Raw genomic sequence first — 12,960 nt, 5'->3', positions numbered from 1 at the left:
AAGCGTTGATAAACAAAGAAGCCCGCATCAAGCGGGCTTCTTGTTGGCAGTCAACCGAGATGGGGATCAGTGCGCGATGGGGGCCGCGTCCGGCTTGGTGAGCAGCAGCTCGACGTCGTCGATCACCTTGAGGGCCGCCTGGGGGCCGCCGGTGGAGGTCCAGAGCGACCCGTCCACGGCGCCGAAGCGCTTGCCCTTGATGGCGCCAAGCTGCTGGAAGGCCGGGGTCTGCTCGGCCTGCTTCATGGCATCCACCGCATCGCCGCTGGTGCTCAGGGTGCCGACCACCAGCCAGTCACCGTCCAGCAGGTTGAGGGATTCGAGGCTCAGCGCCGGGGAGTGGGGGCTCTTGTCGCCGATCTGGTGGGCAGGGCGAGCCAGCCCCATCTCGGTGACCACGCTGCTGGCGAAGGTGCCGCCGTGCATGTAGCTAGGCCCCTTGGGGTTCCAGCGCACTATGCTCACCTGCTCCCCCTGGTGCTTGGCGAGCTTGCTGCGGGCCTCTGTCAGGCGGGCGTCATACCGGGCGAGGAAGGCCTTGGCCTCGGCCTCCTTGTTCATCACATTGGCGCTGCGGTTGAACACGGTTTTCCAGGGCTCGCCCCAGTTGCCGGTGACGACTGTGGGGGCTATCTCCTTGAGCAGGGCCAGGAGCTCTGGCTTGGTCTGGCCGGTGAGGATGAGATCCGGTTCGAGGTCTATCAGCTTCTCCAGATTGGGGTTGTCCAGATCCCCGACCACCTGGATCTCCTTGCCCGCCATGTCCAGCAGATAGCGGGGCAGGGTGGACTGGCCGCGGCCGTTGACTGTGCCGACCGGTTGCACCCCCAGGGTGAGGGCGCTGTCGAGATCGAGCTCGCTCAGCACCACGACCCGCCGGGGCGCATCGGGGACAGTGTGGGTCTGGCCGTTGGCATCGAGCACCTGGCGGGTGCCTGCCTGGGCCTGAAAGCCGACCAGACTGGCCAGCATGAGCGCGGCGGCCAAGGGGGAGAAGATCTTCATGGTTACATCCTTAATGGGTGAAATCGGCGGCACGCTTGGCCCATGCAGGGCGGCCCCTGTTGGTCGTGCCTGCCAGTCAGCCTAAAACCGGGGTCCAAATGGGCGGGGACATGCTATCACAGAAGCGCAAGTGAGAAACATTGTCATTTGTATTTGTGGTGTCTGCCCTTGGGGGTTTGATACCATGAGGCGCCATTGCGAGGAGCCCAGATGCCCCCCTTATCCCCTCTCACCGCCTTCCTTTTGCAACGGGATCACCTGTTGCTGCCGGGAACGCCCCCCTTGACCCTGCATCGCATCTGCTTCGATGCCGCCGCCTTTACCCCCGCCTGCTTCGCGGCCCACGGCATGGCGCTGCCCGCCAGCCTGGAGCGTGCGGCCCCCAAGCGGCTGGGGGAGTTTCTGGCCGGTAGGCTGGCGGCCCGCGAGGCCCTGCGTCCCTTTGGCCTTGCGGGATGCCGCGTGGCCATCGGGAGCGCCCGGGAGCCCCTCTGGCCTGCGGGAATGGAGGGGAGCATCAGCCACAGCCAGCTGGCGGGGCAGGGGGTGGCGCTGTGCGGGGTGCGCCCCGCACAGGGGGGGATGGGGCTGGATCTGGAGGCCTGGCTGGGGCCGGAGCAGGGGAGTCAGCTCTGGCCCGGCATAGTCGATGAGGATGAGTGGGGGCGACTGGAGGGCGGGGCCCGCGCGCTCGGGCTGGACAGGGCCAGAGGGCTGACCCTGGTGTTTTCCGCCAAGGAGAGCCTGTTCAAGGCGCTCCATCCCAGGGTGGGGCGCTACTTCGACTTTCTCGATGCCCGCTGGCTGGGGATGACGGCCCAGAGCCTCACCCTGGAGCTGAAGGTCCCGTTGACGCCGACCCTGCCGGCTGGCTGGCGCTGCACCCTGCACTGGCAGCCGCTGTCGGGGGGCGTGCTCACCGCATTGTTGCTATGAGAGTGAGGCTTCGGCCCAGACAAAGAAACCGCCATCAGGCGGTTTCTTGCTATCCGGCTCAGGCCGACTGCGCATGGTCGACGCGCCTGCGGGGCACTATGACGGGGGCACCGTCGCCGGGGGCGTGCAGTATGTCCACGTCGGTCTGGTAGAGCCGATCGATGAGGGACTTGGTCACCACCTCCCGGGCCGGGCCCATGGCCTGGATGCCGCCGTCCCCCAGGGCAATCAGCTCGTCGCAGTAGCGGGCGGCGGTGGCGAGATCATGGATGACGATGAGCACCGTCTTGCCCTCGGCGGCGACCCTGTGGATGGCCTCCATCACCTCGGTCTGGTGGCCTATGTCCAGGGCGCTGGTGGGCTCGTCCAGCAAGATGAGATCCGCATCCTGGGCCAGCACCATGGCGAGCCACACCCGCTGGGCCTGGCCGCCGGAGAGGGAGCTGGCGCTCTGCTGCCAGATGGCATCGAGCTGCATCCGCTCCCTGGCCCAGCCCACCATGCGGGCGTCCTCCTCGCTCCACTGGGTGAACCAGCCCTGATGGGGATGGCGGCCATATTGCACCAGCTGCTCGACCCGGATGCCGGGCGGCACCAGGGGGCGCTGGGGCAGGTAGGCCAGCTCCCGGGCCAGGGCCTTCATGCCATAGCTTCCCAGGGGCTTGCCTTTGAGCAGTATCTCCCCGGACTGGGGCTGCTCCTGGCCCGCCAGCAGTTTGAGCAGGGTGGACTTGCCGCCCCCGTTGGGGCCGACGATGCCCACCAGCTTGCCCTGGGGGATGGAGAGGGAGATCTCCTTGAAGATGGCCTTGTGCTGATAGCCGAAATGGAGTCGATTCACGGTGAGCGTCATCAGGCGGCCCTCGGTCTGTCTTGGAAATGGATGAATGGCATGGTCAGTCCGCCCGTTGTCTGTCTTTGATCAGGATGAACAGCAGCAGCAGGCCGCCGAGAATGCGGGTCATGATGCCGGTGGCCACCTCGTGGGGGCTGGCCAGCACCCGCACCAGGGTGTCGCTGGCGAGCAGCATCAGGGCGCCGCACAGGGCCGCAATCCAGAGCGGCACTATGCGATCCCGGGAGAGCCAGGAGGCGAGTATGGGGGCCGCCATGGCGATGAAGACCACGGGGCCGCCGATGGCGGTGCCAAGGGCCGCGACTATGATGGCCTGGGCCAGCACCCCGAGCTGCACCCGGTTCACGTTCACCCCCAGGGTTTTGGCGGTGACGGGGCCGAGACGCAGCACGCCGAGGGCGCGGGAGAGATAGACGACCCAGGGGCAGACCAGCAGGATGAGGATACCCACAGGCAGCACTGTGCCGTAGCCCTGGCCGACAAAGTTGCCCATGTTCCAGAGATAAAGGCTGGTGAGGTGCACCAGGGACTGGGTGGACATGGCGAACTGGCCGATGGCGTTCATCAGCTCGGAGACGCCGATGCCGATCACCACGAACAGGTAGCCCTGCTCCCCCGGCTTGTTGCACAGGGCATAGAGCACGGCGGCGGCAAACAGGGCGCCAAAGGGGGCGGCCCACCAGGGCCAGCTGCCGAGGGTCAGGTAGAGGGAGAAGATGATGATGGCAAGGGACGCCCCCTCGTTGACCCCTATCATGTCCGGGGTGGCGAGGCGGTTGCGGACCAGGGTCTGCACCAGGCAGCCGGAGAGGCCCATGGCGGCGCCGGCCACCAGCACGGCGACGATGCGCGGCAGCCGGATCTTGAACACTGTCACCTGGTCGAGCCGGCTCCCCTCTCCAAGCAGTGTCTGGATCACCCCAGGCATGGTGATCTTGCCTGAGCCCAGTGTCAGGGCCAGCAGGGAGAGCAGGGTGAGGGCGAGCACCAGCGCCAGGGTGACGAGCCAGGCGCGGCGCTCCAGCAGCAGGGTGCGGCGGCCGAGGCGCAGGCGCAGGGTGCCGGTGGGGAGTGAGGTCCCGGGCAGGGAGCCCGGCAGGGTGTCATTCATGGGGTTGTTCATGGGAGGGCACCTTATTTGACGGCCAGCAGGGAGCGGAAGCCGCCGCTGCGCACCACCAGGATGAGCACGGGGGCGCCGATCAGCGCCAGAATGACGCCGTTGGGCAGCTCGAACGGCTGCAGCAGCCAGCGCGCCAGTATGTCGGCACCGAGCAGGAACAGCACCCCGAACAGGGCGGAGAAGCGCACCTGGATGGCGAGGCGCACCGGCTCTACCAGGCGGGCGCAGTAGGCGGCCAGGAAGCCGACGAAGCCGATGGGCCCGGCGATGGCGATGGCGCAGGCGGTGAACAGGGTGGCGGCCAGCAGCACGCCGATGCGCACCCGGGTCGGCCGGATGCCGAGGGCCTGGGCCTGGTTGTCCCCCATCTGCATCAGGGTGAGCTGGCGGCAGAGCGCCAGGGTCAGCAGCAGGGCGGCCAGCGCGAAGGGGGTGACCGTCAGCACGGACTCCAGGCTGGAGGCGGCAAGGGATCCTAAGTTCCAGAAGCGGAACTGCTCCAGCACCACCCGGTTGGAGAGCAGCAGGAAGTTGGAGAGGCCGCCGAAGGTGGCGGAGAGGGCGACCCCCACCAGGATGAGCTTGAGGGGGTTGGAGCGCCCCACCATGAGGCCGAGGCCGAGCACGATGAGGTTGCCAAGCAGGGCCCCCATGCCGGACCAGAGCAGGTAACCGTAGGCGGATTCGACGCCAAACCAGGTGAGGCCTATCACCAGGGCGAAGACGGCGCCGGCATTGACCCCGAGCAGGCCGGGCTCGGCCAGGGGGTTGCGGGTGGCGCTTTGCAGCATGGAGGCGGCGAGCGCGAGACAGACCCCCACCACCAGGGCCGCCAGGGTGCGGGGCAGGCGCAGGGTATTGACTATCATGGCGAGTTTTTCATCGGCCAGGAAGGCGGGATCGCCCATCAGGAAACCGGCGACCTCGCGGCCACCATAGACACCGGCGCCTGTGGCCAGTGACAGAGAAATCAGCAGTAAGAGGAGCAGCACTCCGAGCCAGAACAGCTGTGCTTGGTATCTGAGCACGCAACAACTCCTTTGATACGGGGCAGTAGAAACGCAAAAAGGGAGCCCCGATCTCGGGGCTCCCACAGGGAGAGCTTACAGCTTGTAATCGACACCGGCGTAGACGGTGCGTCCTTCCAGGATGAAGTCGGCGTCGGTGGCCACCTCGTCACGCTTGGTGTTGGTGAGGTTGGTGATGCCGAGCTTGAAGTCCAGCGCCGGGGTGACGGTCCAGTTGGTGTTCACGTCCAGGGTCTGGTAGTGCTTGGAGGTGAACGCCTGGGAGTTGCGGGCCGGCACCTTGATCACCTGGCTGCCGACATATTGCCAGGCCAGGTTGGCGCTGACGAGCTCGCTCGCCTGCCAGTCCAGGCCGAGGTTGCCGGTGTGATCCGGGGTCTTGGCCAGATCGTCCCCTGTGCTCCTGTCCTCGGAGTCCAGCAGGGTGAAGTTGCCGGTCAGCTTGACGTTGTCCAGCACGTCGACCCAGCCGGTCAGCTCCAGACCCTTGATGCGGGCCTCCTTGACGTTGAGGTAGGTCATCACGGTCGGACGGTAGCCCGGGCCCCACTGATCGCTCTGGATCAGATCCTCGATCTCGTTGTGGAAGCCGGTCACCCCGGCGCCGAAGCGCGCGGCCTCGTAGGCGGTGCCTAGCTCGTAGCTGACGGCGGTTTCCGGCTTCAGGTTCGGGTTGCCGATGACCTGGCAGGCGCCGCGGCAGGCGGTGGTGGAGAAGCCTTCGCTGGACTGGGCCAGGGTCGGGGCCTTGAACGCCTTGCCGGCGCCACCCTTGATCACCCACTCGTCGGTCAGGGTGTAGAGGGCGTAGGCGCGCGGGCTGAACTCGGTGCCATAGGTCTCGTGGTGATCCAGACGACCGGAGAGGGTCAGGGCCAGATCGCCGAAGCCGAACTCGTCTTGCAGGTAGACGGCGCTCTGGGTCGCATCCACGCTGCCATTGGCGATGTTGCGGCTGTGCTCCAGCTCGGTCTTGCGCAGCTCGGCGCCTGAGGTGAGCAGGTGATCACCCAGGTAACCGCTGATCTGACCGTCCACCGTGTTGTTGGTCTGGGTGATGTCGGCGGCGCCGCCATTGAGCTGGGAGTCATCCATCAGATCAATCTGCTCGAAGTAGTAACGAGCGCGGCTGTCGAAGTGCTCCCAACGGCCGTTGTGGGTCAGTCCCAGGCTCAGGCGATCCAGGTTCTGCACGTTGTGGGGGGTGGCCGGTGCGGTCGGGGCGCGGGGCACGTTGTTGAAGTAGCTGTCCATGTCGTTCTGGTTGTAACCCAGATCGAAGTCGATGTCCTGGTTGTCCGCCACCAGCCACTTCAGGCTGGTCAGCACGTTGACCACTTCACGCTTCTCCAGGGCATCGGCGTCCGGGTTGTTGGACTGATCGCTCTTCCAGTTGTCGCGCTGATAGCCTTCCACCACCACGCTGCCCAGCAGCTTGTTGTCGATCAGGGCGCCGGAAACATAGGCGCTGGCCTGGTTGGCATCGCCGCCATCACCCTCGGTGGGCATGCTGTGGGTGTAACCGACGGCAGCCTCAGTCTTCTCCTTGGCCTGGCGCAGGATCACGTTGACCACGCCCCCCAGGGCATCGGCCCCATACAGGGAGGAGACGGGACCACGGATCACCTCGATGCGCTCGATGGCGGCCATGGGGATGGAGCTTAAGTCGAAGTCGTTGCCGTAGGCGCTGCCCAGGGTCTCGCGGGCGTTGACCCGCTTGCCGTTGATCAGCAGCAGGGTGTAGTCACCCCCCATGCCGCGGATCTTGATCTCGTTGCGGCCGGTGGGGTTGGTGGAGACGATGTTGACGCCCGGCACGTGCTTGAGGGCATCGCCGATGTTGTTGACGTTCATCTTGTCCAGATCGGCACGGGTCACTACCGAGACGCTGGCCGGGGCGGACAGCTCGGTGTGCTTGGTCTGGGTGGCGGTGACCACCATGGTCTCGTTGGCCTTGACCGACTCTGCCTGGGCCAGGCCCGGTACGGCCAGCAGGCCGAGGGAGAGCAAAATCGGGTTCAAACGAAATACGCCATGCTGCAACTGCATTGTCAAAACTCCATGAATAAACAGAGGTTATGGGGTAGGGCGCGGTGGGCCCAAATGCTCACTGACTTCCTTGTCTGGCAGTACCAGAGGCAGGATTATTGTTATCTCTTGTCCGCTCCAGTCCCCGGATGAGGAACCAGACGCCGGTGCAGGCCAGGAGGCCGCAGCCGATGTTGATCCAGGCCAGGGTGGAGAAACCGTGCAATGCGCCTCCCTCGTCGGAGACCAGGTATCTGGCGGAGATCAGGCTGCCGAGGCCCGCCGCCACATTGGTGACCGTGCCCTGGAAGGACATGAAGGCGGCGCGCTGATGGGGGGCCGGAATGGCGGCGGTGACCGCGAGGGTGGTGCTGGCGCGGGCCGAGCTCAGGGCCATGAAGAGGGTAAACAGCAGGTAGACGGGCAGGCCGACCGGCAGGGCGAAGCCGAGCAGGGTGACCAGGGCCAGCAGCAGGCTGGTGAGCAAGATGGCGCTCTGGGCGCGGCCCTGGTCTATCCAGCCGCCGCACAGGCGCATGGTGGCCATGCTGGCGAGGCCGCCGCACAGATAGAGGGCGGCGATCTGCTGGCGCGGGAAACCGAGGTTGAACTGGAAGTAGTTCGCAAAGTGCGGGATCAGTAAGAAGTGGCCGAACATCTGCAGACAGAGGATGCACAGGGCTCCCTGACAGAGCGGCGAGCCCAGCAACTGGCGCAGCCCCTGGCCCTGCGGGGCGCGGCTGACCGGCAGCGAGGGCAGCAGGCGGGCGCAGAGCAGGGCCAGCAGCAGGCCGCTCGCGCCAAACAGCAGGAAGGGGCTCTGCCAGCCGAGCCACTGGGCCAGCACCAGGGCGACGGGCACCACCAGGATGGCGGCAAGTGAAAACGCCATACCCACGTAAGCGAGGCGGCGTCCACGCTCGGCCGGTGGCACTAGGTCCAGCACGGCGGCCATCAGGATGGCGGCAAGGGGCCCGGCCACGCAGCCGGATAGGATGAAGAGCAGCAGCAGTTGCTGGCTCTCTTGCACCAGGGCGCAGGCCATCAGCAGCAGAAAACGCAAGGTGAGCAGCACCAGCAGGGCGGGTTTGCGATTGACCCGATCGAGCCAGGGGGCGGCAAGGAGCCCCATCAGGGCGGCTCCCAGGGTGGCGCCGCCGCTGAAGTAACCTGTCTGCTCCGGGGCCATGCCGAGGCTGGTCACCAGATCGGGCCCGAGCGGCATCACCATCATCATGCTGCCCATGGAGAGCATGTTGATCAGCAGGGCCAGATGGATGGCAGCAGGGGAGGAGACGACAGGTTCTGGCTTCATCAGAGGCTGACTCGAAAAAATGAGTCCGAATTGTATCCGAGGGATATTGTCGTGACAACAAATGATAACCATTTTTATTTGTATTGAGCGGTCTCTCAATGAGTCTTTGCTTTGGGCTCTAAAGCGAGCCGGAAAAGGACCTTCATGATAACGTTCTGGGCCAGGCCGCTTGCCCCTTGCCATTGCAATCGGGGCGCCATGGCCCATGATCGCAAGGAGTGATGAGAGAGACGCCATGAGAGACGGCAAGAGGGAGACGAGGATGAGAGCTTGGTGTTGGGTGCTCGGGTGTTGCGGACTCTGGGCCTTGCCCCTGCAGGCCGAGGTGAAGGTCATCCCGGTGTTTGAGGCAGAGGGGACGGTGCAGACCCTCAAGGAGCTCTACCCCGAGCTTGGGGTCAGTGCCATGGGCAACCAGCTGGTGCTGAGCGGGACGCCCGCCCAGTTGCAGGAGGCCGAGAGGGTGCTGGACAAGCTCAATCAGCCGCCCCAGAGCCTGCTCATCGAGTGGCGGGTGGCGGGGGCGTCCGGCAGCCGGCAGCTGGGGATAGGCGTCGGCAATGACAACGCCAGACGGCGCTGGCTGGTGGAGGGGGGCGCCGAGGATTACCAGCGCACCCAGCAGGACAACTGGCAGGTGCGCGGCCTCTCGGGGCGGCCCGTGCTGCTGCAGATGGGCTCCTATCAGCCGGTCACCTTCTACCGCTGGCAGGGAGGCCGGGTGGTGGGCATGATGCCGCTGATAAGCGGTCTCTACGCCACCGCCACCCTGATAGGGGACAGGGTACAGATAGCGCTCAGCAGCGAGCAGGCCAGGCTTGAGCGGGGCGACATCAAGACCGGCCAGAGCGCCACCGAGGTGAGCGGCGCCCCGGGTCAGTGGCTGACGGTGGGGGAGCTCTCCACCAGCCAGGAGGATCAGGGGGCCGCGCTATCCAATCCGTCACGGGTCGGGGTGGCAAGCGGCAGTGAACGCCAGACCCTGCAGATCCGGGTCACCCGTCAATGAGGCGGCCGACGGCGCCTGTTAATGGGGTTGATCCCGGGTGTAATCCCGCAGCTGGCGGCTCTTGAGCAGATACCAGAGCGCCCAGAGGCTGGCGACCAGCACCAGGGCGGTGGGCCAGCTGAACGACCACGCCTGCAGATTGAGGCTGTGCAGCTGCATCACCAGACCGCTCGCTGTGGAGCAGAGCAGCAGGCCCCGGCTGTGGCGCCTGAGTCTGGCGCGAATGCCCTGGGTCTGCTGATAGGTGCCGCCGCAGGCGAGCAGCGCCAGCATGGCGGGCACGTCCGTCAGCAGGCCGAGATAGAGGCTCATCTTGTCCGGGTAGAAGAGGGTCAGGATGGCGCTGCCGCTCTCCCGGGTGACGCCGGCCATCAGAAACAGCCAGACCGAGCGGGTCAGCAAGAGGGCGATGGGCCAGAACCAGAGTGGCGGGCGCAGCTGGCCATGATCGTCGTAGCGATGTTCGGGGTAGAGGGTCATAAGGCCCGTTCCGGGGTTGAACTATTGATGCAGGGGATATGGGGCGGGGAGCGGCCCTTTGCAAGGAGGGACAATGAATCGGGGGGCCATGCCCCCCAATCTCTGTTTGGCTTGTCTGACGCCGGAAGACGTTACAGCCAGCCCTTGCGCTTGAAGAAGAGGCCGGTGCCGAGCGACGACATCACCATCAGCACCAGCGACATCTGATAACCGTACTCCCAGGCGAGCTCCGGCATGCGGCCGAAGTTCATGCCGTAGATGCTGGCGATAAGCGTCGGCGGCAGGAAGATGACCGCGGCCACCGAGAAGATCTTGATCACCTTGTTCTGCTCCAGATTGGTTACCCCCATGGAGGCCTCCAGCTGGAAGTTGATCTTGTCGAACAGGAACTGGGTGTGGGGCAAGAGGGACTCCACGTCGTGCAGCATCTCGTCGATCCACTTGTTCTGCTCGCCGGTCATGCGCTGGCGCAGGCTGCGTTTGAGGAAGCGCAGGGCACGGCGGGTATCGTGCAGGGAGAGACGGATCTGGCCGTTGGCCTCTTCCTGGGCCATCAGCTCCTTGAGCATGGAGTTGATCTGATCCGGCTCGAAGATCTGATCGGCGGTGTTTTCCAGGGTCTTGTAGCCATCCTCGATGAGATCCGAGAGGTACTCTACCTTGAGGTTCTGCACCTCCAGCAGGATGTCGAGGGCGTTCTCCACCTCCAGCCGGTCCTGACGCATGTAGTGGCGCAGCAGGCGCACCAGGCCGATGTCATCCTCGCGAATGCTGATCAGCAGGTTGTTGCGCAGGGTAAAGGAGACGTGGACACCCTTGGTGTCGCGGCCGATGCGCTGGGGGAACAGGGAGTGGATGTGCAGACCATCTGTGTCCCAGTAGAAACGGGCGGACGCCTCTATGTCGTCCAGCTCTTCCTTGTCGGGGACCTCTTCCAGAAACAGGCCCGTCAACCATTCTCGCTCCGCTGTATCCGGCTTGTAGGCATCCAGCCAGACGGTGTTGTCGGGGACTATGTCGTCCGGCCCGAGCGTGACTATGTCCAGCACCTTGTTGTTGAGAATGTAGGCGGTGATCATCTGTCCCCCCTTAAGAAGTCATGGGTAATCAGGGATGGTTGCACAGGTTCATGCGGCCTTAGATCGCACAGAAAGCGATCCCATGAAATAGCATAACGAGGCCGATGGACAACCTGAATGCGGCGAACTATACAGGGGCGGGCCCCGCTTGTCAGGGGCTATTCATCGGGGGTTCAGCCTGTTTGCTCAAAAAAACGGCGAGGTCGGAGCAGCTGCTGACATCCCGTTACCGCTTCAAAGAATGCACTGCTCTGCCTCCCCGGGACTGGGCATCTTTGGCGTTTTCAGACTCAGATCTGGAGCACACCGGTCAGATATTGGGGTAGTTAGGGCCCGAGCCTCCCAGGGGCTGAGCATCCTTGATGTTGCAGGTCCTTGCACCATCACATATTGGGATAGTTCGGCCCCGATCCTCCCTGGGGCGGGGTCCAGACGATGTTCTGGCTGGGATCCTTGATGTCACAGGTCTTGCAGTGAATGCAGTTGGCCGCGTTGATCTGCAGCCTTGGCCGGGTATCCCCATCCAGGATCTCGAACACCCCGGCCGGGCAGTAACGCTGGGCGGGCTCGGCCCAGGTGGGCAGGTTGACCGCCACCGGGATGCGCTCGTCCTGGAGCCTCAGGTGGCAGGGCTGATCCTCGTCGTGGCTGGTGTTGGCCAGGTACACCGAGGAGAGCTTGTCAAAGCTGAGCCGCCCGTCCGGCTTGGGGTAGTCGATGGGCCGGCAGCGGCTGGCCAGGCGCAGTTGGCGATAGTCCGGCTCCTTGTCCAGCAGGGTAAAAGGAGAGGCGCGGGGGAACAGCCGCTGCTCCAGCCAGTTGAAGGCGCCGCCGAGCCAGGGGCCGAAACGGTGCAGGGCGGCGCCAAAGTTGCGGGCCGCGATCAACTCCCGGGCCAGCCAGCTCTGTTGCAGCGCATCGCTATACTCGGCGAGATCCCGCCCGCCCTCATCGCCGCCGCGCAGGCTCATGGCGACCGTGGCGGCCGCCAGTATGCCGGACTTCATGGCGGTGTGAATGCCCTTGATGCGGGAGAAATCCAGGGTGCCCGCATCGCAGCCGATGAGCAGGCCACCGGGAAAGTGCATGCGGGGCAGGGAGTGCCAGCCCCCCTTGGTGATGGCCCGGGCGCCGTAGCTGATGCGCTCCCCCCCCTGCAGAGTCTCTGCGATAAGAGGGTGGTGCTTGAGGCGCTGGAACTCGTCGAACGGGCTGAGCCAGGGATTCTGGTAGTTGAGATCGACGATGAGGCCGACCGCCACCTGGTTATCCGCCAGATGATAGAGATAGAAGCCCCCCTGACTCTTGCTGCCCCGCTGCTCTCCGAGCGGCCAGCCGCTGCCGTGCAGCACGCGGCCGGGATGGCATTGACCGGCGGGCACCTGCCACAGCTCCTTGAAGCCGATGGCATAGTGCTGCGGTTGGTGCCGGGGCTGGGCGGTTTTTTCCAGCGTGAACAGGGCGCCAAGCTGCTTGCCGAGGTGGCCGCGGGCCCCTTCGGCGAACAGGGTATAGCGGCCATAGAGTGCCATGCCGGGCACGTGATCCGCCTTGGGATTGCCCTCTTTGTCGAGACCCAGATCCCCCGTCAGCACCCCTCTTATCCTGCTCTCTTCCACTATGAGCTCGCTCGCCGCGAAGCCGGGGTAGATCTCGACCCCGAGCGCCTCGGCCTCCCGGGCGAGCCAGCGGCAGAGGTTGCCGAGGCTGATGATGTGGCAGCCGTCGTTGTGCATGCGCGGCGGTACCGCCCAGCGGGGCAGTTGCAGGGCGCTGGACGCGCTTTGCAGCAGATGAACCTCATCATCCGTGACCGGCACGCCGAGGGGGGCCTCTTGCCAGCGCGCCGGCAGCAGCTCCTTGAGGGCGACGGGATCGAGCAGGGCGCCGGAGAGCAGATGGGCGCCCACTTCCGCCCCCTTCTCCAGCAGGCAGACCGAGAGACCCGGGGCCTGCTGCTTCAATGCGATGGCGGCGCTGAGGCCAGCCGGGCCGCCACCGACGATGACGACATCAAATTCCATTGCTTCGCGTTCCATCTTGCCTCTGCGCTCGACTTGGCCTAGGGTAGTGCTGGTAGTTTACGTAAACGTAAACCATT

General features: G+C 65.1%; 11 protein-coding genes. 2 read left to right on the top strand and 9 right to left on the bottom strand.

From position 1 onward, the window contains the following. Positions 1-66 precede the first annotated feature (66 nt). On the bottom strand, positions 67-1,005 hold the full coding sequence (locus AC1IN8_RS02630) for an ABC transporter substrate-binding protein (RefSeq protein ID WP_479757944.1): 939 nt from the start codon (positions 1,003-1,005) through the stop codon (positions 67-69). Between the two features lie 210 nt (positions 1,006-1,215). Between AC1IN8_RS02630 and AC1IN8_RS02625 the strand changes: the two genes are divergently transcribed. Then, complete coding sequence (locus AC1IN8_RS02625; protein WP_479757943.1) at positions 1,216-1,941, top strand: 4'-phosphopantetheinyl transferase family protein; 726 nt, start codon at positions 1,216-1,218, stop codon at positions 1,939-1,941. Between the two features lie 58 nt (positions 1,942-1,999). Here AC1IN8_RS02625 and AC1IN8_RS02620 read toward each other — a convergent pair whose 3' ends face one another. The 5 genes from AC1IN8_RS02620 to AC1IN8_RS02600 all read right to left on the bottom strand — a co-directional run bounded on the left by AC1IN8_RS02620 (position 2,000) and on the right by AC1IN8_RS02600 (position 8,291). Continuing rightward, the gene (locus tag AC1IN8_RS02620) at positions 2,000-2,794 is read right to left on the bottom strand and encodes an amonabactin ABC transporter ATP-binding protein (protein WP_041205522.1); all 795 of its coding nucleotides are present in this window, start codon (positions 2,792-2,794) and stop codon (positions 2,000-2,002) included. 43 nt (positions 2,795-2,837) lie between these two features. Next, positions 2,838-3,920, bottom strand: coding sequence for an amonabactin ABC transporter permease subunit 1 (locus tag AC1IN8_RS02615; RefSeq protein WP_479757942.1), 1,083 nt, complete (start codon positions 3,918-3,920; stop codon positions 2,838-2,840). Between the two features lie 11 nt (positions 3,921-3,931). Beyond that, positions 3,932-4,948 (bottom strand): amonabactin ABC transporter permease subunit 2, encoded by a 1,017-nt coding sequence (locus AC1IN8_RS02610; protein WP_043132296.1) that lies wholly within the window; start codon positions 4,946-4,948, stop codon positions 3,932-3,934. A 75-nt stretch (positions 4,949-5,023) separates the two neighbouring features. Beyond that, complete coding sequence (locus tag AC1IN8_RS02605; protein ID WP_043132294.1) at positions 5,024-6,997, bottom strand: siderophore amonabactin TonB-dependent receptor; 1,974 nt, start codon at positions 6,995-6,997, stop codon at positions 5,024-5,026. A gap of 58 nt (positions 6,998-7,055) precedes the next feature. Beyond that, positions 7,056-8,291, bottom strand: coding sequence for an MFS transporter (locus AC1IN8_RS02600; RefSeq protein ID WP_479757941.1), 1,236 nt, complete (start codon positions 8,289-8,291; stop codon positions 7,056-7,058). A 262-nt stretch (positions 8,292-8,553) separates the two neighbouring features. On the opposite strand from AC1IN8_RS02600, the gene AC1IN8_RS02595 reads away from it, so the two are divergent. After that, the gene (locus AC1IN8_RS02595; RefSeq protein WP_479757940.1) at positions 8,554-9,300 is read left to right on the top strand and encodes a hypothetical protein; all 747 of its coding nucleotides are present in this window, start codon (positions 8,554-8,556) and stop codon (positions 9,298-9,300) included. A gap of 18 nt (positions 9,301-9,318) precedes the next feature. On the opposite strand, the gene AC1IN8_RS02590 is transcribed toward AC1IN8_RS02595, so the two are convergent. From AC1IN8_RS02590 to AC1IN8_RS02580, 3 genes are all read right to left on the bottom strand, one after another. Continuing rightward, positions 9,319-9,780, bottom strand: a complete 462-nt coding sequence (locus tag AC1IN8_RS02590) for a DUF2919 domain-containing protein (protein ID WP_139435305.1) — start codon at positions 9,778-9,780, stop codon at positions 9,319-9,321. 131 nt (positions 9,781-9,911) lie between these two features. Then, positions 9,912-10,859 (bottom strand): magnesium/cobalt transporter CorA, encoded by a 948-nt coding sequence (corA, locus tag AC1IN8_RS02585; protein WP_005332981.1) that lies wholly within the window; start codon positions 10,857-10,859, stop codon positions 9,912-9,914. A 383-nt stretch (positions 10,860-11,242) separates the two neighbouring features. After that, positions 11,243-12,898, bottom strand: a complete 1,656-nt coding sequence (locus AC1IN8_RS02580) for an electron transfer flavoprotein-ubiquinone oxidoreductase (RefSeq protein ID WP_479757939.1) — start codon at positions 12,896-12,898, stop codon at positions 11,243-11,245. Between the last annotated feature and the right edge of the window lie 62 nt (positions 12,899-12,960).

It is taken from the genome of Aeromonas sp. 130281, from assembly GCF_056642115.1.
The sequence above is the reverse complement of the archived record's forward strand: the minus strand, read 5'-3'. Positions and strand labels throughout refer to the sequence as shown.